At 34.0% G+C, this 25,987-nt stretch carries 23 protein-coding genes; 6 read left to right on the top strand and 17 right to left on the bottom strand.

What is annotated here, in order from left to right; all coding sequences use genetic code 11:
- Positions 1–44 precede the first annotated feature (44 nt).
- The 17 genes from CLAVI_RS01590 to CLAVI_RS01510 all read right to left on the bottom strand — a co-directional run bounded on the left by CLAVI_RS01590 (position 45) and on the right by CLAVI_RS01510 (position 19,694).
- Positions 45–425, bottom strand: coding sequence for a hypothetical protein (locus CLAVI_RS01590; RefSeq protein ID WP_194843830.1), 381 nt, complete (start codon positions 423–425; stop codon positions 45–47).
- A gap of 318 nt (positions 426–743) precedes the next feature.
- Positions 744–965 (bottom strand): DciA family protein, encoded by a 222-nt coding sequence (locus CLAVI_RS01585; protein ID WP_194843829.1) that lies wholly within the window; start codon positions 963–965, stop codon positions 744–746.
- A 27-nt stretch (positions 966–992) separates the two neighbouring features.
- Positions 993–1,142 (bottom strand): hypothetical protein, encoded by a 150-nt coding sequence (locus tag CLAVI_RS01580; protein WP_194843828.1) that lies wholly within the window; start codon positions 1,140–1,142, stop codon positions 993–995.
- A gap of 40 nt (positions 1,143–1,182) precedes the next feature.
- Entirely contained in the window at positions 1,183–2,142 is a 960-nt protein-coding gene (locus CLAVI_RS01575; RefSeq protein WP_194843827.1) for a hypothetical protein, read from the bottom strand.
- 568 nt (positions 2,143–2,710) lie between these two features.
- Positions 2,711–3,646 carry a hypothetical protein gene (locus CLAVI_RS01570; RefSeq protein WP_194843826.1) on the bottom strand — a complete coding sequence of 312 codons (936 nt, stop codon included), beginning with the start codon at positions 3,644–3,646 and terminating at the stop codon, positions 2,711–2,713.
- Positions 3,647–4,728: 1,082 nt separating this feature from the next.
- Complete coding sequence (locus CLAVI_RS01565) at positions 4,729–8,100, bottom strand: secretin GspD/PilQ domain-containing protein (protein ID WP_228547629.1); 3,372 nt, start codon at positions 8,098–8,100, stop codon at positions 4,729–4,731.
- Positions 8,097–9,665 carry a serine/threonine protein kinase gene (locus CLAVI_RS01560; RefSeq protein WP_194843825.1) on the bottom strand — a complete coding sequence of 523 codons (1,569 nt, stop codon included), beginning with the start codon at positions 9,663–9,665 and terminating at the stop codon, positions 8,097–8,099. Before CLAVI_RS01560 ends, CLAVI_RS01565 begins: the two co-directional genes overlap by 4 nt.
- Position 9,666: 1 nt before the next feature.
- A complete protein-coding gene (gene sctQ, locus CLAVI_RS01555; protein WP_194843824.1) occupies positions 9,667–10,830 on the bottom strand; it encodes a type III secretion system cytoplasmic ring protein SctQ in 1,164 nt (387 codons plus the stop codon).
- Between the two features lie 24 nt (positions 10,831–10,854).
- The gene (locus CLAVI_RS01550; RefSeq protein ID WP_194843823.1) at positions 10,855–13,152 is read right to left on the bottom strand and encodes a DUF5421 family protein; all 2,298 of its coding nucleotides are present in this window, start codon (positions 13,150–13,152) and stop codon (positions 10,855–10,857) included.
- A 10-nt stretch (positions 13,153–13,162) separates the two neighbouring features.
- Entirely contained in the window at positions 13,163–13,657 is a 495-nt protein-coding gene (locus CLAVI_RS01545; RefSeq protein WP_194843822.1) for a type III secretion T3S chaperone, read from the bottom strand.
- 29 nt (positions 13,658–13,686) lie between these two features.
- On the bottom strand, positions 13,687–15,012 hold the full coding sequence (gene sctN, locus CLAVI_RS01540) for a type III secretion system ATPase SctN (protein ID WP_194843821.1): 1,326 nt from the start codon (positions 15,010–15,012) through the stop codon (positions 13,687–13,689).
- 1 nt (position 15,013) lies between these two features.
- A complete protein-coding gene (locus tag CLAVI_RS01535) occupies positions 15,014–15,736 on the bottom strand; it encodes a hypothetical protein (protein ID WP_194843820.1) in 723 nt (240 codons plus the stop codon).
- 32 nt (positions 15,737–15,768) lie between these two features.
- Complete coding sequence (locus CLAVI_RS01530; protein WP_194843819.1) at positions 15,769–16,218, bottom strand: tetratricopeptide repeat protein; 450 nt, start codon at positions 16,216–16,218, stop codon at positions 15,769–15,771.
- Between the two features lie 39 nt (positions 16,219–16,257).
- Entirely contained in the window at positions 16,258–16,497 is a 240-nt protein-coding gene (locus tag CLAVI_RS01525) for a DUF5407 family protein (RefSeq protein WP_194843818.1), read from the bottom strand.
- 46 nt (positions 16,498–16,543) lie between these two features.
- Positions 16,544–16,801, bottom strand: a complete 258-nt coding sequence (locus tag CLAVI_RS01520) for a DUF5398 family protein (protein ID WP_194843817.1) — start codon at positions 16,799–16,801, stop codon at positions 16,544–16,546.
- 37 nt (positions 16,802–16,838) lie between these two features.
- Entirely contained in the window at positions 16,839–19,292 is a 2,454-nt protein-coding gene (gene sctD / locus CLAVI_RS01515; RefSeq protein WP_194843816.1) for a type III secretion system inner membrane ring subunit SctD, read from the bottom strand.
- Between the two features lie 6 nt (positions 19,293–19,298).
- Positions 19,299–19,694, bottom strand: a complete 396-nt coding sequence (locus tag CLAVI_RS01510; protein ID WP_194843815.1) for a type III secretion system chaperone — start codon at positions 19,692–19,694, stop codon at positions 19,299–19,301.
- 521 nt (positions 19,695–20,215) lie between these two features.
- On the opposite strand from CLAVI_RS01510, the gene CLAVI_RS01505 reads away from it, so the two are divergent.
- Genes CLAVI_RS01505 through dtd form a run of 6 tightly spaced genes read left to right on the top strand, consistent with a single transcriptional unit; the run spans position 20,216 to position 25,957 of the window.
- Complete coding sequence (locus tag CLAVI_RS01505) at positions 20,216–22,039, top strand: toprim domain-containing protein (RefSeq protein ID WP_194843814.1); 1,824 nt, start codon at positions 20,216–20,218, stop codon at positions 22,037–22,039.
- A gap of 7 nt (positions 22,040–22,046) precedes the next feature.
- Positions 22,047–23,978 carry a DNA topoisomerase IV subunit A gene (locus CLAVI_RS01500; protein WP_194843813.1) on the top strand — a complete coding sequence of 644 codons (1,932 nt, stop codon included), beginning with the start codon at positions 22,047–22,049 and terminating at the stop codon, positions 23,976–23,978.
- Positions 23,971–24,273 carry a CT656 family putative T3SS effector gene (locus CLAVI_RS01495; protein ID WP_194843812.1) on the top strand — a complete coding sequence of 101 codons (303 nt, stop codon included), beginning with the start codon at positions 23,971–23,973 and terminating at the stop codon, positions 24,271–24,273. Before CLAVI_RS01500 ends, CLAVI_RS01495 begins: the two co-directional genes overlap by 8 nt.
- Positions 24,274–24,283: 10 nt before the next feature.
- Positions 24,284–24,610, top strand: coding sequence for a hypothetical protein (locus CLAVI_RS01490; protein WP_194843811.1), 327 nt, complete (start codon positions 24,284–24,286; stop codon positions 24,608–24,610).
- Positions 24,567–25,529 carry an RluA family pseudouridine synthase gene (locus CLAVI_RS01485; protein WP_194843810.1) on the top strand — a complete coding sequence of 321 codons (963 nt, stop codon included), beginning with the start codon at positions 24,567–24,569 and terminating at the stop codon, positions 25,527–25,529. The genes CLAVI_RS01490 and CLAVI_RS01485 overlap by 44 nt, the downstream gene beginning before the upstream one ends.
- Complete coding sequence (dtd, locus tag CLAVI_RS01480) at positions 25,517–25,957, top strand: D-aminoacyl-tRNA deacylase (RefSeq protein ID WP_194843809.1); 441 nt, start codon at positions 25,517–25,519, stop codon at positions 25,955–25,957. The genes CLAVI_RS01485 and dtd overlap by 13 nt, the downstream gene beginning before the upstream one ends.
- Positions 25,958–25,987: the final 30 nt, after the last annotated feature.

The following is a 25,987-nucleotide window of genomic DNA, read 5'->3' as shown; positions in this document are numbered from 1 at the left end:
TACCTAAATTAAATATACTAAAACTCAATAAACTACTTTGTTAATCAATCAGTCTCGTTTGCTACTAATGTTTCATAAATCAGTTGTGCTAATTTTTCCTGATACCCTGGTAATAACGAAGGAAAAGTAATCAGAGATAGTTTAGGGCAATACTCTTTCTCCTGTTGCACCTGAAAATAAAGCTGTGGCGACCTTTCTGATACAGTAGGTATGGTTAACTCTAATGGCATGATTTTTAAAAATTCTTCTTCTACCTCTGGGTGTAGCATCAACATTCTTTTTATGTATAAGGGTGTTAATTTACCCTTTATAAAAAAAGATCCTTCTTGCTTAGATTGATAAGATGATTGTAGTGCTCTTTGGAATGATAAAGCAGTCAAAGAAAGCACTGTATGAACTGGCTTATTTTCCATAGATTTTTTCATTTTTACATAGATCTCTTAGATTATAACAATTACTTGAGTAAGAACCTGTAGATGATCCTAAAAAACATTTTTCATAATAAAGATTCTGTTCTTGAGCTAGAAATATTACTGTAAATAAAAATTGCAATAATTGCTTTGAATTTAGCCTAAACTCTCTTGCATCTAATTCAAAAAAGAAATACAGCAACATATCCCTGAATCCAAATGCTTTAAAGCCCTTGCTAAATCAGCTATCTCCCATATATTTTTTCTATCTTCAAATAGATCTAGATCTTTGGTTGTACAGTGATTGCGTATATTTGCTACAACACTTCCCTCTCATTCCTTATTGCCCTTTCGCATATAATTTATGCTTGGTGATACATATGTAGATGTAAAAAGTCTTAAATTTGCTGTATTAGCAGGAACATAGTGTGAAGCAAATGCATCTCCTACAATTTTACGCCATATTTCAATAATCAAAGAAAGCTGAGGTATTGGTGGCTCAAAATTTTCTTCTTTTTTGCTTATTGCATTCGAATATGTAATGGAATTTAACATAATGTTTCTTTCTCCAAAGTTAATATTCTAAAGCGATTCATTACAAAAAGGTTCTACTCTTATACTCACTGTTTTCCATATTTTATCAAAAATTCCAAATCCAAGAACAGCAGAGCCTGTAATAAAATCAGGAATGCCACATACCTGCATTGGTGGAGGTAATCTATAACTAGACATAAAACAAATCCCTATTGTAATAGGCAAAAAATATTTATTATTATATACATCTTGAACATATGTGATTTACAACCAGGTCTTTTAACATCTCTCTATAATTAGGCATAAACGATACTAAAGGTAAAATATTTACCTCTTCAACATCATTACTGAAATTATAGCCTCCAAACTGAAGCTTATAAGGAATTCCAGAACAACTAGGGACTAAATGTACCTTTCTTCCTCTGCCAACCTGATTTATAATGTGTGGATTTTGTTCTATTACAGCCTCTATACTCTGTCTAGTAAGAAGTTCCCCAGAACTTAAAGCTTGAGTTAAAATCCCTCGAATAACTTTATCAGACTCAACAATAGAATTTATAGAAAATGAAGCAGCTAAAGGCCCTGTGGGCTTCCCCTGAAGATATCGATATTTTTCAACTATCTTTACGAATACACACTCAAGGAATTCTTGCAGCTTAGTAAGCTTCACTCTCTCATCCCATTTTTCTATGTCTCTCGCGTGACCTACATAAAGCTCTAAAGCTAATAATGCTAATTTATACTCTATCTGTTGCTGCAATAAAAGCAAGAAGGCAGCAAATAATTGCGCTAATTGAAAAGCCGCTATAGGGGATCCATTTGCCCCCAAATTATGGCTTTGGTGAGGAGAAAGACTATGCGCAACAGCTAGCATATTACTTGCGCTTTGTTTTATATCCTCTAACACCCTCCCAGTAAAGTTATCAGAAAGCACACATCTTATATCAAGACCTACTGAACCAATATCTTGCTGGACAATTAATGATAATTTTACCCAATACCAATTACACCTAAGAGAAACAAAACTACGACTTGAAAAATCTTGATAATGCTGCATAATAACTGGCTGCATAATCTCTCTCCATACCTGTAAAGCAGATGAAGATGAGGTCATTGGCAGTGATACTACATTTGATACTCCCAAGTCTTGCCTAGGCTCTAATCCAGATAACCCCAAAGGCACTAGTGGTAGTGACATTTTCATATCCTAATTTGTCAAAAAAAAAACAATATAACATTTTTAGAGAAAATATTTTTTATTTCTTACAGCAACTTTATATTATTAAAATTAATGGATGATTTATATAACCTACTCTACTCAACACATACTTTGTAAAAATCTTGGCTCTTTAGTAGATATTTAACTGTTACATATGTAAAAAACACCCTTTAGCATGGGGACAGCGCTAAGGGAAAATTTATCTGAAAAAATACATGAATCTCAGTCAAGTGCAAGGAAGAACTTCCTTTAATTTGAGATCCTAATAAGCAAGCTGTTCATCTTATAAACTACTGTCTGATAAGTCTTCTTCTGGACTTAGCCCAAATTAATCTAATAACCTAATAAGAAATACATCTATTACTGTTTTGCCATATTTGAGCTTCTAATCTAATGCCACCTTCTTCTTCTCCTAATGGACAAATTATCCTTACACTAGGAAATTTATAAACACCCTATTTTTTCTTTTACATCCCATAAATGTAATCTTTATATGTTCACTTATAACTAGAAATCAAACAAATCCTTAGCGTAATAGAAAGAATATTTATGATATACATCTTGAACATATATGCTCTATAACTAGATCTTTTAACATCTCTCTATAGTTAGGGACAAATGATGCTAAAGGCAAAAGATCTAGCTGTGCAGTAGCACTACTGTCATAATAATTTCCAAGCTTAAGACTATAAGGTATTCCTGAAAAACTAGGGACCAAATATAGCTGTCTTCCCTTAATAACAAAATCTATAATATCTAAATTCTCTGCTACCAAAGTCTCTATAACCTGTCTAGTAAGAAGTGCCCCAGTACTCAAAGCTTGATTTAAAAGTCTTTGGATCGCTCTATCAGAAGAGGACATACAACTGACAAGAAATGAAGCTGGTGAAGATTGCTCAGGGGCTCCTTGAAGAGCTAGATATTTATTCTTGATCTCTATTAATACAAGATCCAAGAATGCTTGCAAGTGGAGCAGCCGCCTTCTATCTTGCAATTTTTCTATATCTCTAACCTTACTTATATGGGGCTCTAAATGTAATAATGCTATTTTATAATCTGTCTGTTGCTTTAACAGAAGTAACAACGCGCCAAATAACTGAGTTAATTGAACAGTAGTTAAAGATCCTCCTAATGGCCCTATATTATGTCTTCCAGTAGAAGCAAGAGCACGCACAAGATTTAGCACATTTATCTTACTTTTTTTCATTTTTTCTACTCCTGATACAGTAAAGTTATCAGACAAGGAAAATTGCAAATCAAAAGATAATGGACCAGGTTGATCATTTATTAATAATAAATCTACCCATTGAAAATTACATGTAAAACAACCATGACCACGACTTAAAAAATCTTGATAATGTCGTAGAAAAGCTGGCTGCATAATCTCTCTCCACACCTGTAGAATAGGTGAAGATGGGGTTAGAGGCGCCTCTTCATTTGATACATTTAAACCTTGGCTCCGTGATGTTGATGGGATAGACATTATTATATCCAGATGTGTAAAAAATAAAAAAACATAATAATAAAAAGACATAATAATAAAAAGATATAAAGAAATATCGATATCTAAATAAAATTTTTTCTATTACTTACAACTTCTTTGTATTATTAAAATTAATCGATGTTTTATACAACTTACACTTTTCCTACTGTACCCAACTTATCTTCTGTAAAGAATATTAGCTCTTTAGTAGACCTTTAGCTACTACATATAAAAAACACCCTTTAGAAAGAATCTAGAACTAAGAAAAGATTTATCTGAAAAATACATTGATGCCTTTCATGTGCACAGAGTAGCTCCCTTTAACTTGAAATCCTAATATCTGGACTATTTATCTTATGAACTCATATCTGATCAGTCTTCTTCCTTCTTCTGGACTTATCCCACATCGATCTAATAACCTATTAGCAACCATATCTACTACTTTTTCTTAATCACTCCGAACGAGACTATGCATAGACATAAGATCTAGCTCTCTTACATAATCTTTGCCAACCTTTAAAGGACCCCAATCAAAGTCTATCTTTTTATTGTCTAAGAAATATACTTTTTTGGTCTCTCTTTGGAATAGCTTTTCTATAGTCTCTGGATGGTACTTACATATGTTTTTTGCACATGTTTTATTAAAAGGTCTTCCCAAATTTTAACTGTATCTACAATGGGTACTTCAGAACGATGTAGAATATGGTTATAAGATAAAAACAGTAAATATGGTACTGATGGCGACTCTCTTTCTTGAACGCCTCTATAGATACTTTTTAAACTTTGCAGTGTCTTGCTTATATATTGTAAAACCTTTTTGTTTGGCTTTTTTTGCTTTGTGCCCTGCAAATTTTGTGCTGATTCTTCTTAAAAATCATTAGACCTTTCTTTGTGTATTGGCCTGATCTTTAGCTTGTTTTAATATTTCATGCAAATTTAATAATGGTAGCTCATTAATTTTAGGTTTTTTCTCTTACATAAAATTGCTGGAATCTTTGGATTTTTATGTCCCAGAATCTCTATAGGTGCACTTATAATAACCTCTAAAGCTGATAATGATAATCTATAATCTCAAGCAACGATCAATCATCTTCGTTTTTTTCATGGTCTTTTTTAAAACTATCTGAAGTTACAAAAAACTCAAAAGTCTTCTGGTCATCTAAACCTTCAGGTAAAGGTTGATACTCTGGAGCTATACGAGGTGTATAGTCCATAGATGCCTTATTAGCATCCCAGTTGTACTTATAACCTTCTTTATTAGTAAGATTTACTGCATCTTTAAATCCAGAAAGAACCTTAGGACGAATAAACATCATAATATTTCGTTTTTGTCTTTGATCAACAGTTCTGCTGAATAGATTACCAATAAAAGGTATAGAACCTAATAAAGGCACGCCTGAACGAATTTTTACAATTTTATCACGTATGTGACCACTCATTACTAAGAAACAACCATCTGGCACTTGTAAGCGCGTAGAAGCAAATGTTTTACTAGTAAATGGTGTAAGCAAACCTAATGCTGACTGCATTTCAGAAATTGTTTGCTCTATCTGCAATGTAACAACATTATTAGGGGCAATAGTAGAAGATACTTTTAAATCCACCCCAACATCTTTGTAAGAAATATTTTGTCCTACAGTATTGCCTGTTGGAGAATTAGATGTTGTACTTTGAGTTTGATATGGAATAGTTTGCCCAACAAAGAACTTCGCTTCTTGAGTATCTTGAGCCATAATCCGTGGATTTAACACTATAACTGTATCACCATCTTGATCTAAAGCACTTAGTAAAGCTCCTAAAGATAAGAAAGATTTTCCTCCATGACTAATCACATTACCTAAAATTCCAAGCCCAAAGGAAGCAGAACCTGTAATAAGATCAGGAATGCCACATACCTGTGCTGGCGTTGGTAATGTATAACTAGACATAGATGGCGCTTTTCCTGATTCTGGAAAAGCTCCTGTTACCATTTTTGGAAGAGGTGAATTGGCATTCATAAGACCTGATCCATAGGCAACTTTATTTTGGTCATCACCCATTGCTATCCATTGAACACCAAAATCAAAAGAATTCTCTAGTGATGTGTCCAAAATCAACACTTCTATATAAACTTGCTTTGGTGGTTGGTCCAATGTTTCTAAAAGTTGAACAATCTTTTCTGTGTCTTTACGATTACCAGCAATGACTAATGAGTTATTCGATTCTAACCACCTTATTGCTTTTACAGATTGTACAAAATCTTCAGACATATGTTCAGCTGTAGCCAAACTTAAACCTATCTCTTGCAAAGATCGAGCTACTATATCACCACGTTGATATTTTAGCTTGTACATGAAGAAGGAAGGCGCTGATCCTTTTTTATCTCCTTCTGCCATCTCTACTATCCCTGAAATTGCAGGTACATCTAATGATTCTATTAATTTTATAGCTTTGTTTAATAAAGCTTTTGAAGAAACTAAGAAAAGTCTATTTGTGCCAGGCTGAGATGTTACCTTGAATGTTTGCTCTTTTGCCAAGGAAGCCATTAAATCTAAAACATATGATGCTAGCATTTCTGGATTTGCATGCTTAACATGATATTCTATCATATCAATATCACCAGAAATGCTATCTAATGCTGCTAACAGATCACCAGCTTTATTAACATTTGCTGTTATATCAGATATCACAAGATGAGAAGTCTTTTCTGAAGCACTTAAAATTGCATCTTTGGAAAGTAATGGCTTAATAATATCTAACGCAACCTGTGGCACTAAAGTATATAGCTTGAAAACTCGGGTAATAACAGTCGCATTATTCGTTTCTTTTAAATTACTCTCAGTAACTACTGTAGATAGTCGAGAAATTCCTTCATTCTTATAAATTAAAACACTATTCCCTTGTTCAAGCACTTGCAAATCATGCATTTTTAATACTTGAAGTAAGATAGCTGATAAATCAGCTACTGACGATTGTTCTTGAGAAACAAGACTAACATTAAAATCTAAATCTTGGCTGTCATAGACAAAATTTGTTCCAGCAATTTTGCTAACAAATTGCAGTAACTCAATCACAGAAATATTATCAAAATTTACAGTATATCCTGTAGAAGGCTCTTCTTCTTTATTCTTAACTACCTTTTTAGGAGGCGCATAGCCATTATCAGGAGCTATGTACTTCACTGAACTAACTTGAGGTACTTCTTCCTTAACTGGCACATCTGGTTTTTTTGTTAAAGAAGCTAGTGCTTCATTTGTAACAGATGCTAGCTTGTCAAAAGAAAAAAATGTAGGTTCATCTGGCATTTCTCTTGGCGGGCTCTTGAGCTCTTCTTTCTTTTGCTCTACTGTTGCAACATTTTGATTAATCCCTTCTTCTTGGGTACTTTGATCAATATTTAAATTATTTAATGAATCAGCATTAGGATCTATTGGCTGAAGATTAGGTATAACTGGCTCTTTTTTCTTTTCTACTAAAGATTTTATTCCCCCTTGAACAAAAGATTCTGCAGAAATAACCAGGTCTTTACTCTCTTTAGTTTCTTTAATAAATCTCGTGACTTGTTTTTCTTTTTGAGTTTCTCGCCGAATTATTAATTTTTTTACTGCCTCTTTCTGATTCACCATTCGCTGCTTTCTTCTCAATACAGACATTGGTCTTACAGTACGGCGTCGTTGTGGAGTTATAGTCGTTTGAGCAGTTGGCAGATGAACAAAATTTTCTACCTCCGCCAGATTGGCCAACATCTCAGGAGAAAACTCATCCAAAGACCTTTTTGATAAATCACGACCTTTTTCTAATAAATCAAACAAATTGTTAGCTTTATCTTTGCAGGCATCAAGAAGTAGCTCTTTTTCCTGTAAAACAGCATTCTTTCTTCCTTGTACTGAAGAAGAACGAGGACCTCCATGAATAGCTGTTTTTCTAAAAGCTTTTTGCTTTTCTATTCTAGTAGTTGTTGATAAAGAGAGAGCTGTTTTTCTTTGCTCTGCACGGGCATATGTTCGCTTTCTTGAATTTCTAAGAGCTTTCTTTTTTTTAGATTTTCGTTCTTGCCATGTATCTTCTTTAGATTCTACAAAATGAGTGCTTTGAGGCATTGGCTCAATAATTTGTTTAGAATTATCTTTTACTTCTATCTTTCTAGGTTGTAAAAGTTCTTGTTCAGTGCCAACACTGGCTTGTTGCCATTTTTGGAGTGTAGAAGAAAAAGCACAGTCCTCGCCAAAGCCTTCTTTCTCATCTTCAGCAGGGCCTTTAAATAAGTAGTAATTTTTATTAGAAAAAGTAGATCTAGAATTGTCTTTTTCATATAATTTGGGATCAATAATAGCAGCATCTAGGTTTGTCACCAGGACTAAGGCTATAAAAAGTGTAAACAGCATGAAGCTAACAGAATGCAGCCTCTTAATTTTAGGATGCATACTATCAATCTCTTGGTATCCCATACTGGAGATTGCTTTTCTCTTTTTCACGCTACTCTCTTTACACTAATGATCGTTAAAGGATTTGAGTTAAAAGCTCTCATCTTTTTTTGTGACATTTTTAACGAAACAGCTTCCACTTGTTTCGCAGGTCGCAAAAATAGACTGTCTTGTAAAACATTTTTAAAAATCATATCTTTTGTTTCAGGTTGATGAACAACTTTTTCTGGGTCCATATGAAATGCATGCAAAACTGCACCACTTCCTACATGCCATGGCGCTTCCATAATTACTGGCCCTTTTACTGATAATAACCCTAATGAAGGATTACTTGCATTAAGGCTTCTTAAATTATCTCCAGTTGAAGACCATGTCCATAAAGGAGCTCCCCCACAAGAAGTATATGTCAATCGATTTTCTTGCATATTTAAAGTAAGAAAAGAAAATAAAAAATCATGACCTGAAGCAGGAACTAAATCTAATTTTAACCGCAATAAGCGGAAAAAATCCTTTGCATTATACAAATTTGATAGTCCTAACACCAATCCTTTTAACATCGCTGTTTTTAATAATCCCTCTATCCCACTCATAAACGACTGAGCTAAAACAATATAACAGTAATGCTGATTTACTTGAACCCAATCGTAATATACCCATGGTGTTGCAGCATCATTTTTAGTTTTAACAGCTATTTCTATACCATTTGGTTGTGTATGAGTATCTAATGGACATAGTAAAACTGTACTTTTCTTTAAATCTTCATTTAGCTCTCCAAGAAAATCATTCCCTCGCATATCTTTTTTTAATTGATCTGATCTCATGTAAATAGACAAATCTTTCACAAAATCCACGATATCATCATATCGATTACATGGATCTGGCTGTAATGCCTTATTTACAATCTTCTGCATTCCATTTGGCAATAATGATAACATTATGCGTCCATAAGACAGTCGACCTAACACCAACTCATATGCAATAACCCCCAATGCATAAATATCAGTAGAAAAACTAATATTCAAAGGATTTCTTTTTTGTTCTGGACTCATATAACCTGGAGTTCCAGCAAAGCCTTTAGCTACTAGATTTTCATTACTATTATTAAATAAATAAGAAATACCGAAATCTATTAATTTAATTCCGCCTTCTTTAGTTAATAAAATATTTTCAGGTTTTAGATCTCTATGAATAATACCATGAGAATGTAAATGAACTAACGCATGCGCTATTTGTAAAATAGCGCTACTAGCTTTTCTTAAAAACATAGTTTCTTGAAGAATGACTTCTCTTAAAGAAATTCCTTGGACAAATTCTGTGGCTAAATATAATCCCCCCTCCCAATGTCCATGCCCATATAATTTTACAATGTTGGGATGATCTGTCATGCTAATAATTTTACTTTCACTCAAAAATGCATCAACCATATCTGATCGTGAAACTAATTCTTTGGACAAAATTTTTACAGCTATAGGCTCGTAAGTTTCTGGATGCGCAGCAAGAAAAACAGTACTTTTCCGGGAACGACTTAATACGCCCTCTATCTTATAGCCACCTATCTGTTTAGGAAAAATACCTCCTTCCTTGAAAGGACAAAATTCCAAATCATTCTTTATCATACTATAGTTTTAGAACTCTTACTCCTAGCATATCACCTAAAGATATTAATTCGCCCTGTCCTACTTTGGTCCCATTTACCACTAAATCTACACCTCTTTCTGGAGATGTCCCTAAAGGAATAAGACTTCCTGGCGTTAACTTCATAATTTCTTCTAAAGTCATTTTAATACGACCAACTTCAATAGTCAATCTGCAAGGAAATTGCTTTAATCCTTGAGATCGTTGCTGTTGATCTGCTGCTGATAACTGTGATGGAGCTCCTTTTCCAACTATAACCTCATCTTCATCATCTTCATTGTACATATTTACCTCTTGATTCAGATACCCTGTAATTTTAAAATTAACACCATCATCCATGAAGCGACCACTAAATAAAGGCTTCCCTTCATTAAGAGCTAAAAATGCTCCTCCTTCTTTTTCATCTGGATCAAAAAAGCAGCCATCTAAAACAATGAAATCCCCTGTTTTAACAGACATCCACTCTACAGAAGAAAGAGAGGAAAAGCCCACTTCTACTGCAAGATCTAACACCAATAATGGATCTGCTTCTCTTATATCCATAACCCTTACAGGTACTTCTACTTTTTTAACACAGTCCATATAGACAGTAAAAGGAATGATCAGTCTTCCAAAAAAAGTTCCATTTGGCAATATCCAAGCAACTTCAGACATTAAATTTTTATCTGATAAAGGAGGTAATTTATGAACTATTTGATCACTAACTCGTAAAGCTATTGGCATCCATTTTAAAGATTCTGTCATCCGTAAGCATTCAGCAGCAAGATAATACATAAAACTGAATAAAGCATCTTGCTCGAGAAAAAAAGCAGCTGTTTGATTTCCACCTAATAATGCGGCCATTAATCCTTTAGCTTCATTCTCTCCTATAATAAAAAATACATCATCATTCACTGGTTGAATATTAATAGAAAAAATTAAAGCATTTGAAGGCAATCCTGCAAGAGCTTGAGAAGCATTTGCCATTCCCATCTCTCTATAATCAAATTCTGCACTATCCAGACGAAATAAGGCCTTCATTCGATGTTCAAATTCTTTCCATGGAAATGGCGGCCACTGCAAAGAATTATTTTTTAAAGAAAATAATTCTTCATTAACCTTTTTAATCCAACTTAATGGTTTTTCTGTATTAGTCGTGGTGCTCATTTTTTAAAAATCACTTCTTACAATCTATATCATTTCTTTTTCAAGAAGAGTTGGTTCTTCTTCTTCTTGATCTTGTTTACCAGAATCTTGTCGTCTATCTTCTCCAAGATCATGCTGCAATGCTGCCTCCATAAATTGGAAAGGAGTAATTACATCTTCTGTCCCTTGTGGTAGCGAAACTGAATGCTCTCCAACTCGTAATCCTTGTAAAGATAAATTTCTTTTTCCTAACGCTTTCATCAATTCTACTAATTGAGCTTGTCCATTTTCAACTAATTGAACAGCACTAATTTCTTGCGCCTGATCAGTAAAAGAATGGAAAGATACATTAATATCGTTCCCTTCTTTTTCAAGGGCTAAGCCTGCTCCCAAAAATACTGAAGGAACATCCTTAGATTCAGCCATAACCATCTCGACTGTTTGGACTCCTGTAGCCATATCTACTGCAAATGCCATGCTGTCTAATCTATCAACGATTAAATCTGATACCCATGATAGATCTGTTGTTGGAACAGCTTGAGTTGGAGCCAAACTAGCTCCTTCTACAACTGCTTGATTCGCTAATGACGCTTCCTGTACTACTGGATTTTTATTATCTATTTGTACAGGGACTTCTTTTTCATCTTTTAAGAAAACTTTCACAGAATCATGAGATGATTTTTTAGCAAATCGAGCGAGAGTATTGCCTACTTGTAATGATTTTATATCAATTCCATTATGTTTTAATTGATCTACTACATTACGTAATACACTTATCTTTTTTTTATCTATGGAAGGCGTCGGCACTGGCTTACTAAAATTCTCAGAATTTTTGGGCGTTTGTAAAGTTGTGCTGTCTCTTGAATCTAACAAGGTCTTTGGATTTTTTTCTGAACCCCCTGGCAATTCTTTTACATTTTCATTAACTTTTACTTCATTAGAGAATTGAGCAATTTTAGACTCTATATTTACTACTACACCATCTTGCTCTTTTGTAAGTAACAATTGATTATTTAAAAAAGGGTGTGGAAGATCTTCTTCTACAATCACTGTCCCTTCTGGAGCATCTACAAGTTTTGCAGCTTGCTTAGTTATTAAATTTTGTAATGCTGCTAAAATAGAAGCTGATTCTTCTAAATCTAAAAATCCAAAATTTTCCATAACTGAAAAAACCTGTCTTTCTTCTATTGAAGGCTTGCTGTCTATCACTATACTTTCAGCAAAGTCCCCTGGTAAAATTTTAGAAAACATTGCTAATGAATCTTCTCTAGTGTTAACAACTTCTTCTTTTTCAAAAATATTATCATCCCGTAAGAGGTGCAGATCTTTTACCTCCATTTTTCCAAAGGAACTTGTTAATAGATCTTTTTTAGAAGCATCTTCATTAGATTGACGAATTAATCCATCAACCATTTTCTCGTTGTGCCCAATTTTTAAATCTTTTTCATTCTTTGATTCATATTTTTGCTCCACTCTATCAAATATATCCACCCCTGAAGTGCTTTCTTCAACTAGATTATCAGATACAATTTTCTGCTCTTTTTCTTCTAAAGATAGATCTTGAAGCTGTTGACTATCTGTGCTTCTTTGCTCGTTTTTAGAAAATTCTTTATCAACAAAAGACAGATTCTTAGCTTCTATTTTTTCTGTAGTTTCTTGAACCATTGATTGATTCTCATCTTTACTTTCTCTTGTCATTTTTGAATCATAAATTTCTTTATGCTCACCAAAATTAATATCTGAAAGAGTAACAACGTCAGCTTGTTCAATTTCTACAGGTTTAGCTTCTTGTTGCTCTTGAAGATCTACTTCTTCTTCTATGTGCTCTACTTTTTCTGTACTTTCTACAACATCATCTTTTATAGAAACATCATCAGCAACAACCTTAATTTCTGGTAATATTGTAAGTTGAGTCGCAAATTCTCGTCTTCCAGAAAAACCCATCATCACTTCTTCGAAAGAAAGATCTTTTTCTTTATTAATTTCTTTTGAATTAGCAGATTCTGTATTTTTGAAAAAAAATGTTTTTTCTTTTACTGTAGCTTCTGCGTTGTCTTTTGCTTTAGCTTCTGTTTTTTCTTCGATGGAATCCTCTTCCATGGCCTCAGAAGATCCTTCAATATTTTGATCCAATGACTCATCTATATCCTGAGAATTAGATGCTTGAACAGAAAAAATATCTGAGTGTTTTTCAAGAGCCTGTGTTTCTTGCTCTTTAGGTGATTGTAAACGAAATTGTTTTACCTCTCCTTTATCTCCAGCATTCAATGCTTGAGGTTCTGAAGAATCTAAAGAAACAAAGCTGGAATTTACACCATCAGTAGCATTTTCAAATAATTTCATAAGTCACTCCTTATTGTTTTTCTTTTCTACGACGAAGTTCATAAAGTAATTGCCCCATTTCATCTTGCTCTTTCTCTTCTTGCAACTCTTCTTCTCGTTTAGCAATCTTGAGCCATCCTTCTTTATGCATCTTTGTCTTTTCTTCTTCAAGTCGTCGTTTTTGTAAATCTTTTTTAGCCCTATCAACTTCCCTAACTGCTTTAGTAACAAATTCTTGCTGCTTTCGGACTTTTTCTTCTTCTTCTGCAAGCTGTATTTTTACTACTTGAATATACGCTTTCATTTTTAGAACTTCTTCACTAGTAGTTCCTTGATCTAAACTATCACGTAATTGCGTTATTTTTTGTTGATAATGGCTAAAAACACCATCTCGTTCTGCTTTTACTTTTTTTAATTTCTGTTGTTCAATTTCTAGAAGGCGAAGTTTTTCTTTAACAACTTTTTCAGCTTTAGATACGCGATCCTTCTTAATAACCAAAACCCTTTCCAGGGGATACTTTAACATAACATACCGCAAAAGAATTAGAGCAACAATTACCGAAATAATGCTCTTAATTGTTGAGCAGCTTCTTGATAATTAGGGCGTTCACTTAAATCTTGTTTCAAAAAGCGATTTAAGCGATCTATATGATCTATCGCAAAATCGACATCCTTATCTGACCCCCGCTTATACTCACCTAGCTTTATCAACATTTCATTGTTTTTGTAGTTAGCTAATACTTCTCTTGCTTTACCAATAACACGTCGCTGATCTTCTGGAACAATAACAGATAATAATCGGCTAATAGATGTTAGGACATCAATCGCTGGATAGTGATAACCTTGCGCTAATGAATTAGATAAAACAATGTGTCCATCTAAAATAGATTTGACTTCATCTGCTACTGGCTCATTCATGTCATCACCAGCTACCAAAATAGTATAAAACGCTGTGATAGACCCTTTATCTGAGTTTCCTGATCGTTCTAGTAAACGAGGTAGCATAGCAAAAACAGAAGGAGTATAACCAGAACGAGCTGGAGGTTCTCCAGCAGCTAAGCCTACCTCTCTTAAAGCACGAGCAAAACGAGTGACAGAGTCCATCATCAGAATAACAGTTTTACCTTGATCTCGGAAATACTCTGCTATAGCAGTTCCAACATATGCAGCATTTAATCGTAATTGTGATGCTTGATCTGAGGTAGAAACTATGATCACAGAACGTTTCATACCTTCTTCACCTAAGTCTTGCTCTATAAATTCCCGAACCTCTCGACCCCGCTCTCCGATAAGAGTAATAACATTAACATCAGCTTCTTCTGCATTCCGAGCAATCATCCCCAATAATGAAGATTTACCAACCCCAGCGCCTGCAAAAATCCCAACCCTTTGACCTTTAGCACAAGTAAGCATACCATCTATACATCTTACTCCTGTAGAAATAATTTGATCAACTCTAGCTCTTTTCAGAGGATCTGGTGGCGCTTGAAAAATAGGATATGATTCAGTAAGTTCGAGAGGGCCTTTTTTATCAATATCCATGGGGTCACCCAACCCATTCAAAACTCGACCTAATAAATTATTGCCAACTTTGATGTGCAAGGATAAGTGTGTTGGAATAACTTCTGATGAAACACCAATGCCTGTCATTTCTCCTAATGGAGAAAGAAAAACTGTTTCTAAGTTAAATCCCACTACCTCTGCCATTAATGGTGGCAATTCATGACGCTGAATCATACAGATTTCACCAATACGCACACCTGGAACAACAGCTTGAATTAACATCCCAACAACCTGAATAATACGACCTAACACTTGTGTTAACTGTACTTCTTCTAAGCGTTCTGCTAAAGCCTCAAAGTTAGTTTCTACCTCATTCATGTTATCCGAGCTGGGTGGTCATTAAGGTTTTAATTCCAGTAACAACTGCTCCCACAATCCCTGCAAATAATTCAGTTTTTTGTGTTGCTCTTTGTACAGCATATTGTAATTTTAAAAAATCTGCCATACTTGCTTGCTCAGTTGCTCGCGCAGGATCAGAAATAAATGATAAAGCTCCTGCTAATGTTTTTTCTCCACTTGTCATCCAATCACTAAATTTATCTAAAAATGGTGTTGAAGGATCTTCCTCTAATGCTTTAATAGCAGTTTCATCATGTTGTTGTTTAGTAACAGCTGCTATTTCTTTAAAATCTTGATTAGAATTAGCCATAAGACCCTTGCCAGCTTCATAATGCTCAGCATCTAACTGCCCTTGTCCTGACTGACTACGAACTTGATGATGAAGATTATCTAACTCTTTTTGCAAGCCTCTAATATCCCCTTGAATCTCACCAACATCAAGACTGTCTATAGAATGAGACCCTTTATTTGTTGAGGTATCTTGCTCACTACCCTCCCTTACTAAATCCATAAAACCAGGTAATTCATTTTGAATGGGCGCATTAGCAGCTGCAATAGCAGAATTTTTTTGATTTAAACCTAAAGAAAAAGGAGGTGATGAAAATTTTTGATCAGCACTTGCTAACGGACCAATGTCTTGAGATTTTTCAGAAGAATTATTTTCATCTTTCCAAAATAAAGAATTCACTGTTTCTGTTATCATAAAATACCTTTTTCCTTTTTGATTGAAATTTTTTATCTAAAAATTTCAGTCTTTTTATCACCTAAAACATTATACCAATCTAGGACTGATTGCGCTAAGTTCTTCGTAGTCTCTACTTCCGTGTTTTCTACTACTTGAGCAGCATACTCTACACTTTTTTGCAGACTTTCTTCTCTTATCTCAAATTTCAATGAAGTTTGCTGAGAGATCAACATATGTGTAAGAGCAAGAAAGCTAAGAATAGAAAAATTTTCTGATTCCACTGCTATCACTCTTTCAAAATGATCTTTTGCTTGCTCTAAATCCATTTTATGTAAAGCAGATAATCCATATCCTGCCTCTGCTGCAATATGATTTGCATTCAATACTTTTGCCGCATCGAATAACCGACGTGCACCAAGTTCATCACCCTGTCGAATAGCAACAAAGCCAAGCTCAAAAAATAATGGAAAATCTTCTTTAAATTCTTCAGGAAATGACATATCACCTCTATAATATGATTATAATGTTAAGAAAAACTATTATCCGCCTTTAACAGCTCTAGCCATCGTAATCATCTCTGTATTAGCCGCTGTTAGAACGTTGGATGCAGCCTCTACAAATTGTGATAATGTTTGCATACAAAATTGTAATTGAAACATATTTCCCAAGTCCATAACACCATTTGGTGCATTTTCCAAGCTTGTAATCTGAGCATTAACGTTGGATACTAATGAGGTTACTTGCCTCAAAAGATCTGTAAAATTAAATTGTGCTGTCATTTTTTTTCCTTTTAAAATTAAATATCACGATAAATCGCCACTGCTATTAAATGAAATCTCCTTGAATCCTGCCAAGAACTCTCAAAAGAGATTTATAACCATTCATTAATACTTGGTTTTTCTCAAATGCGGTCTTTTCATCACCTTTCCGCATTAATTCTTCTAAAATAACTATTCGTGTTTTAATTTTTTCTTTTAACTGCATGTATATCTCTGGATCTGACACTTCTTTTTCTATATCAAACCAAGGTCCATGAGCCCACGAATCTTCATCTTTTTTTTGATTATTTTTTATTTGCAACATATTATGCCCCAAAGAACGAAATTAGGTGATATTATTCTTACTTATTATAATTCAACTTATACTTCAAATTATCTTTTTCAAAAAATATAGTTGTTGGTTGTATCCCAGTAACAATCATACCCTCTAAGACATCTCCTCTTGCGAGAATTTTTCCATTAATAACAACATTTACAACTACTTCACCAAGTTTAGAAAATCCACTTACTTGATATTTCTTTGGATATCGTTTATTTAAATCGATAATATCTTGTTCATTTCCAAGAAATACAACAGTATTTTTTACATTTCTTACACCATTAATCGTCTGACATGATGTCGCTAACTGACTAAAATGTGCTTGTTCTGTAATATTTGCAAATCCTGTAAACGACACTTCTCCTGAAACAAATGTACTAGCAACACCAATAAAACCTTTTTGTATTAACTTTGATCCAATTTCACGCGCTACTGATTCTTCCACAACTACTTGATTATCTAAAAGAGAACTGTAACTAAAATTAAGATGTATATAGTCTGTGAGGGTAGTTGCTTCTGCTTCTGTTTTTAAATATCCAGTAATAACAAATTTACCTGGTTCTGGAGAATGCATTGTAACGCCTTTATAACCTCGTTGTTTTACAAGAAGTAAATTCATTTCCTGCCATACAGACTCATCATCAACAACATAATCTTCTAATACTTTAATAAAAGCTAGCCCAGTAAGATTATGCAAGAGCTCATTTCTTTCCAAGCCTGTTCGCACATGCCCAGATAAAAATAACTCTCCTGTAACCTTATTATAAGAAAAATTAACTGCTGGAAAATATTTTACTATATTATGTATTTCATGATGAAAATCTATTCTTTCTTTACGAACTTCTTTTTCTCCAAATAAAGATGCTGTTCCAATACCAAATAAAATAGCTAACCCACCAATTAATAAGGCCATAATCAGAATTCCAGAAGAAAAAGTATTCCCTTTTCTTTCTTCATCCATAAAAGAGGAATCAGAATTAAAACCTTCATTACCTGAAGAGGAATCTTCTGTTTTTCTATTGTGAAAATCTCCCTTAAAAAATGATCCTGCAACTAATGTTTCAGCTGGATGCTCTCTATCAATGACAGAAAACACTGTTGTTCCTAGAGATGCGAATGCGCCCTCTGGAAAAACAACTAATTCTTTTATACGCCGACCATCTAATAACACCCCATTACGACTTTGTAAATCTTCCAATGTAATTTGCCCAGTTGCACTTACTTTTAATTGAGCATGTTTATGTGAAACACTTAAATCATTAAAAATGATGTCACAGATTGTTGTATCTGTTCCTATAGTATAAGTATGATCTGGATCCAATCCAAATTCAGCACCTACATTTGGACCTGCTATAACTTTAAGTAAAAAACGACTTGTTCTAGCTAGATCAACAAAAGAGTCTTCCTTTTCTTTATCTTCAAAAATACCATCATCAAAGGCAAAAAGATCCTGAATCTTAAACTGTTCTCCAGCATTTTCAGCAGGAAGATGTTGCTCTTCTGGTAGAGTTGGCTTGATCACCTCTTCTGGTGGCTTAGGCTCTTCTTCTTGAGGAGCAGCAGGTGGTGGAGATGCTATTTGCGCTTCTTCATTTACAGAATTGGGTTTCACTTCTTGTGGTTGAGCTACTGGCACCTCTGTAGCTGGCGCGTCTGAAATAGACGCAGCAACAGCTATCTCAGGAGCGACAGCCCGAGCAGGAGCTCCTTGGCTCGCTACTTTTGCAGAAGGTTCTTCATCAGGATTAATCACAGGCTCCTCTTGTTCATCAGGAAGTATAGATTTTTTATTTTTCTTGCTTTTTCCAACTTTAGTAGGCTCCATCATTTCAACTTCTGGCATTTTTTTCATTTCAGCAATTGAAATAGCTTCGCTATCCTCTATTGGAAGTTCTTGCTTTTTTAACTTACTTGAAGAAGGTGGTAACGATTGAACAGGTAAAATCTCTTCTTCCTGCTCTACCATTACTGGCTCTTCTTCTTGTTTATTTAAAGGAGGAGAGCTATTGCTAGCTTTCTTCTCCTTTAAAGGCGGTGCTTCAGTATTTGACTCGTTTTTAAAAGTCTCGCTATCATCTTGTTGTGGTGAATTATCTGATTGTCCAGATCCCCCACCTTGTGAAGATGTCCCATCTTCTGCATCAAAAAAAACAAGATCTTCTTCATTAGTAAAAAAACGAAAAACTGATCCACCTAGGGTAATAACATCACCCTCTTCTAAAACGTATTCTTCTTCTGTAATAGAAATGTCATTTACTAAAAGAGGAGTTGCAAGATTTAAGTTTCGGATTGCATAGCTTCCATTCTCTACATCTAAAGTTATTTCTGCTTGCTGTGCGCCTATACCATCTTCTTGTAAAATAACCTCACATGAACTCGTATCACTACCAATTACCCATGATTGATTATCTTGAAGAGCAATTTGGGTTCCTGCGAGAACACCTTCTTCAGCTATTAACCGTGGCACCATAGCCATGCAAACCTATTTTTTTATTTCTCTTGCAATTTCTTTTTGCCAGGCATCAGCATAATTAATAAATGCTTCTACATGGTTTAGCATTATGTCGTCAACTGCTTCTATTGGAAGCTTTTGCGACAAAATTATTTCTTGATCTCCTCTTATTCCTATTCGACTATTTCCTGTTTCTTGGCCAAAAAAATTTCCTGTCATTAGCCTTTGTTTTAAAACAAATTTATCTGAGCAGTTGTTAAGATTCCCTAATATAGCATATAACATCATGTCTGAGTCATATGCTAGGCCTAAACACACCCTTAGCTGTGGGTCAATATCAAATCCATAAAAACCTTGGTCATCCATGGAAGGTATTGTTACTTCACCTAAAATACTCGAAAGCTGTTTTACAAGTTGGTCCAACATAAAGTAGTTTATTATGTAGTTTTTTATGGGACGATTTTTTTAATGATGATTCATTATCTTTTTTTATAAAAAGGGATAATTAAAAAAATCATTTTCTTACACCAAAGATCGATCGAAATCATTCTTAGGTTGACCCAACTTCAAAATGAAATGTTTCTTCATTTTTAATCAAATCAAAAAAAAAATCTGCTAGGAAACAGTGCCTTTCTAAAGTATAACTCTATTGTTGGAAAAATACAAATTCAGCATATGTTATAAGAATGTAAGCAATTGATGAACAGTAGTTTTTCATAAATGATAGATGAAAATCTTTCTTCACTAACAAAGGAACTTCATAATAAGATCTTCTCACCCTATCTATCCTTGTAACGAACTGGTTCAGTCTAACTCTAGACAAAAAAAACAAACCATGTTTTACCTTATAAAAAACTGTTCTTAAGAAAAAATAATTTCAATTATAAATATAGATAGCTGATATGAACTTACTAGTTTTTCTTAATTATTAAATAAAATGGTCTTCTATGAAAAAAAAACTCTATGACCAAAATGCTATTATCACATTAGAAGCATTAGAACATATTCGTCTTAGAGCAGGTATGTATATAGGACGTTTAGGTGATGGTTCTCATATTGATGATGGGATTTATGTCTTACTTAAAGAAGTCATAGATAACAGTGTTGATGAATTTGTCATGGGCCATGGCTCTCAGATTATTATTACTTTTGACGATGAATCTGGCGTTCTTGCTATCAGAGATTATGGAAGAGGTATACCTCTTGAAAAAACAGTTGACTGTGTGAGTAAAATTAATACTGGCGCAAAATATAATGATGATGTTTTTCAATTTTCTGTGGGACTTAATGGAGTAGGTCTTAAAGCTGTTAACGCTCTCTCTTCTCATTTTAAAGTGAGTAGCTTTCGAAATAAAAAAGGCATCACTGCTTTCTTTGAGCAAGGACGTTTAATTTCTGAAACCTCCTTCAGGAGCAAAGAAGAAAATGGTACTTTAATAGAGTTTCTTCCTGATTCTAGCATTTTTAAACAATATGCTTACGATCTTGATATTATTCGCAAACGATTATTTAATTATGCTTATCTAAATACAGGTTTAACTTTAATATTTAATGGCGAATCTATTCTTTCTTTAAATGGACTTACTGACCTTATTGATGCTGAATTTCCTTTAGATCGACTTTATGCTCCATTTCATTACAAAGATGCTGCTTTAGAGTTTGCCTTTGTCCATGCACAACATTATGGAGAAATCCATTACTCTTTTGTTAATGGACAACACACTACAGATGGGGGAACTCATTTAAGCGCTTTTAGAGAAGGATTATCTCGAGGAATTAATGATTTTTCTGGTAAAAATTTTCAAGGTGCTGATGTAAGAGAAGGCTTAATTGGGTGTATTGCAATTAAAATTAAAGAGCCTTTTTTTGAATCTCAAACTAAAAATAAATTAGGAAATACAGAAATCAAAGCTCCTTTAGTACAAAGCGTTAAAACAGCTGTTGCTGGCTTACTGTACAGAAATAAAGATAATGCTAAAATCCTTATAGATCGTTTGATTTTTAATAAAAAAGTCCGCGAAGAACTTTCTGTTATTAAAAAAGAAGCTAAGGAAAAACAAAAAAAAATTTCTGTTAAAATTCCAAAACTCCGTGATTGCAAATTTCATTACAGTGATAAAAATCTATATGGCCAAAAAAGCATGATTTTTTTAACTGAAGGAGAATCTGCCAGCGCTTCTGTTTTAGCTGCTCGGGACCCTCTAACACAAGCTGTTTTTTCCTTAAGAGGAAAACCTGTTAATGTGCATGGAATGAAAGCAGACTTACTTTATAAAAATGAAGAAATGTTTTATTTAATGAATGCATTGAATATTGAACATGATCTTACTGGCCTACGTTATAATAAAGTTATCCTAGCAACAGATGCTGATGTTGATGGCATGCATATCCGCAATCTTTTGTTAACATTCTTTTGGACCTATTTTGAAAATCTTGTTATCCAAGGGCATATTTTTATTTTAGAAACCCCTCTTTTCAAGGTCAGAAGCCCTCAAACAACCTTATATTGTTATTCAGAAGAAGAAAAAATTTCTGCTGTAAATTCATTAAAAACTGGTACTAGTACAGCAAACATAGAAATCACCCGATTTAAAGGATTGGGAGAGATTTCCCCTAAAGAATTTAAACAATTTATTGGGAAAGATATTCGCTTAAAATCAGTAGATGTCTTTTCGCATAATGAAACTCGCACTATGTTGGAATTCTATATGGGCAAAAACACACCTACCAGAAAAGATTTTATTATGAATAACCTGATTCGAGAAGAATAAATTTATTATGAAAAATGATATCAAAGCTTTATTTAAAGACCATTTTCTTCGCTATGCTTCTTATGTTATTCTAGAGCGCGCTATTCCTCATCTTTTAGATGGGTTAAAGCCTGTTCAAAGACGCCTTTTATGGGCGTTACGTAAAATGCATGATGGAAAAATGCATAAAGTAGCTAATATCGCTGGCCAAACTATGGCTTTTCACCCCCATGGGGATGCTCCTATTGTAGAAGCATTAGTTCTACTAGCCAATAAAAATCACCTTATCGATACTCAAGGAAATTTTGGAAATCCATTAACTGGAGATCCTCATGCTGCAGCTCGGTATATCGAAGCTCGCTTAAGTCCTCTTGCAATTGAAGTTCTTTTTAATCCTGATCTTACATCCATGATTCCTTCATATGATGGCAGAGCTTTAGAACCAAAAGTATTACCTGCAAAAATTCCATTACTCTTAATTCAAGGAGCAGAAGGTATTGCTGTTGGGATGACTACAAAAATTTTACCTCATAATTTTTGCGAAGTACTAGAAGCTCAGATTGCTATTTTAGAAAACCGTCCTTTTTCTCTTGTGCCTGATTTTCCTCATGCCTGTCTTATGGATGCGAGTAATTATAATAATGGAAAAGGATATGTTTCTCTTAGAGCAAAAATGTCCACTCCGAGCGAAAAAACGATTATTGTAAACCGTATTTGCTACAACACAACTACTGAATCGGTTATTAAATCCATAGAAGAAGCTGTTAAAAAAGGCCGCTTAAAAATTGATACTATTAATGACTATACTGCTGAAAAAATTGAAATTGAATTACACTTGACCAAAGGTCAAAAGCTAAAAAACACGATGGAAGCACTCTATGCTTTCACTGAATGTGAAACCAAAGTTCATTCTCAAATCACAGTGATTCAAGATGATCGTCCTCAACAACTATCTGTTAATGAGATTCTTTATTTTCATACTAAAACACTCTGCTCTTACCTTCAAAAAGAATTAGAAACAGCAAAACATCGCTTTTTAGAACATGTTTTTGCAAAAACTTTAGAACAAATTTTTGTGGAAAATAGACTTTACCACAAAATTGAAAAGGTAGCTCATCGAGCAGAAATTTATTCTGTCTTATTTACAGCTTTTAAACCTTTTATAAAAAAATTAAATCGCCCATTACAAGAAGAAGACCTCACCACTCTACTTAATATGCCTATCCGTAAAATCTCTCGATTTGATGCATCAAAAAATGAAAAAGAACTCGAACAAATAGCTTCTGAACTTAAAGCTACTCAATACCATTTAGATCATCTTAATGATTATGCTATTCAATATTTAAAAGATTTGCTTAATAAATATGGTGATCTATTTCCCCGTAAAACTATTATTCGTACGCTATCCCCCATTGATAAATCATCTTTAGATATTCCAGCTCTTTCTAACATCAAAGTTTTCTTTGATGAAAGCACAGGTATGCTTGGAACAAAAGTATCTTCTGGTACTTCCTATTCCTGTTCTCCTCAAGATCGCTTAATTTTGTTTTACCCTGATGGCGTACTCATATCTATTAAAATTCCAGAAAAGCATTATGCTCGCAGGAATAACTGCGTCCCTATATTAATTACTCCCCCAGAACCTGACAGTTTGTTCTGGATTTTATATACAGATTCCAAAAAAGGAGCTTTGTATGGAAAAAAAATTCGCCTTAAAAAATTTATTGTAAACAAAGAATATCTTTTCATTACTCCTCTAGAAAAATTTCTAACAATAAACAGAGAAGAAGCAAATTTGATAATAGAAGTAGAATTACTATCGAAAATAAAACGATCAAAAGATAGACTTCAGTTAACAGGAGATTCCTTGCCACTGGTCTCATCCCCTGAGCGTCGCGGGACCAAGCTTACAGAAAGCAAAATTTCCAAAATACATGTTATAAGAGGTTGTAATGAGTAACTCATCTCCATTATATAGGAAAGGTCAACCATATGACATTAATCCTACTGACCCTGCTAGTGAAGATCTCTTTGCACCCACTCCCTTAGTAGAAAACCAAAAGGAATTTGAAGGCCCTGTTAAAACTATTCATGATTTAGAGGCAGCGCTTATATCCAGCATGGGACCGGAAGAAGGCGCTAAAATGTTTGAGCAATTCTTAGTGTCTATTGTTGTCAGCTTGACAAGCATGACTAATCGAGCTCAAGAACGAGCGCAACGTGCAGCAAAAAGTCTTCGCTCCATTTATAGATAAGCTTAATTTTATGTCTGAGCTTTTTTTAGCAATGGCACTTCCTTTTGATTTAATCAATAACTTAAGAGTTGCCCAACGTCAATTTTTATCTCTTTTCTTGAATAATTCTGGCTATTACTTATCTATTTTTAATTATCAAGAAACTAATTATGTGGGTAAAAAACTTCTTTTATTCTATACTTCTGGCTTTCGTTTAACAGATAATATTTGTCATTTTGAAAGCCTTTTAAAAAAAGTTTTTCCAATGTTGCCTGTGTCTGTAAAGAATATTGTTCTTATTGGTGTAGGTCTTCATGAGTACGTCCCCCTTTCTCTCTCTGACTTTGGTGAAAAATGATGAAGAAGCAGTTCGCTTAGATCGATTTTTAGCTTTAGAATTTCCTACTTTTTCTAGACAACATTTTCAAGATCTCATTGAGAAAAATGGCGTCCTAGTTAATGAAAAGGTAATAGAAAAGAAATTTTTTTTAGTTAAAGCTGGAGATCGTGTCTCTTTTGCTTCAGCAGCTGCGCTTGCAGCTCAACATGATGAAAATACTGTTTTACCTGAATCTATTTATTTTTCAGATCTTTATGAAGATGAGCATATTTTAATCATCAATAAACCAGCAGGCATGACTGTTCACCCTGGAGCAGGCAATTATTCAGGAACAGTAGCTAATGGACTAAAATTTCGATTTATAGATCTCAATAACTCTCAATCTCCTCGTCCAGGAATCGTACATCGATTAGATAAAGACACTTCTGGAGTATTACTTACTGCTAAAACTGAAGAAGCAGTCACTTTATTTTCCAAACTTTTTTCTGATCGGCTTATTAAAAAAACATATATTGGCATTACATCTGGATACCCCAAGACATCCGCTTTGGTAATCAATGCCCCTATCGCTAGACATCCTATAAAACGAAAAGAAATGCAAGTTAACCTAAAAAAAGGAAAATCAGCAGAAACCTGCTGTCAACTTTTAGCTTCATCTCAATATTTAGGATTATTAAAAATTAATCCTATTACAGGCCGAACTCATCAAATACGGGTTCATCTTAAACATAGTGGTCTCCCTATTTTAGGAGATTCTGTTTATGGAATGATATCAACCAATCGTCGTTTTAAAGCAACTCGCCAACTTCTTCATGCTGCTCATTTAGAATTTTGTCATCCTATTACAAAAAAAATCATCCAAGTGTCAGCTCCTATTCCTTCAGATATGCAATCCATCCTAACTGCCCACTTCAGCCCTTTAACATGCGTCTTTTAATCCAACGAGTATCATCAGCATCTGTACATGTAAATGATTCTTTAATAAGTCAAATTTCTTCTGGCTTACTTATTCTTATAGGCATTAAAAAAGATGAAGATATCTCTATTATTCCTAATTTATGTACAAAAATTGGAAAATTACGCTTATTTCCTGACGCTAATGGGAATGATAATTTAAATGTCGAAGAAAGTAATAGTTCACTTTTAGTAGTCAGTCAATTTACCCTTTATGGGTCCTGTTTTTCAGGAAATAAGCCTGATTTCAAAAAAGCTGCTTCCGCAGAAGAAGCTTTTCCCATTTATAATTTGTTTTTGGACACCCTGAAAACAAAAGTCCCTGTTCCTTTGTTTTCAGGAACTTTTGGAGCCCATATGAATGTTTTTTCTACAAATGTTGGCCCCATGACCTTCATTATTGAAAAATAATAATTGCATAATCCACGACCTTTTGGTATC

The organism is Candidatus Clavichlamydia salmonicola (assembly GCF_015356765.1).
Lineage (GTDB): Bacteria > Chlamydiota > Chlamydiia > Chlamydiales > Chlamydiaceae > Clavichlamydia > Clavichlamydia salmonicola.
Note: the sequence above shows the minus strand (reverse complement) of the source record. Positions and strands in the feature narration are given on the sequence as shown.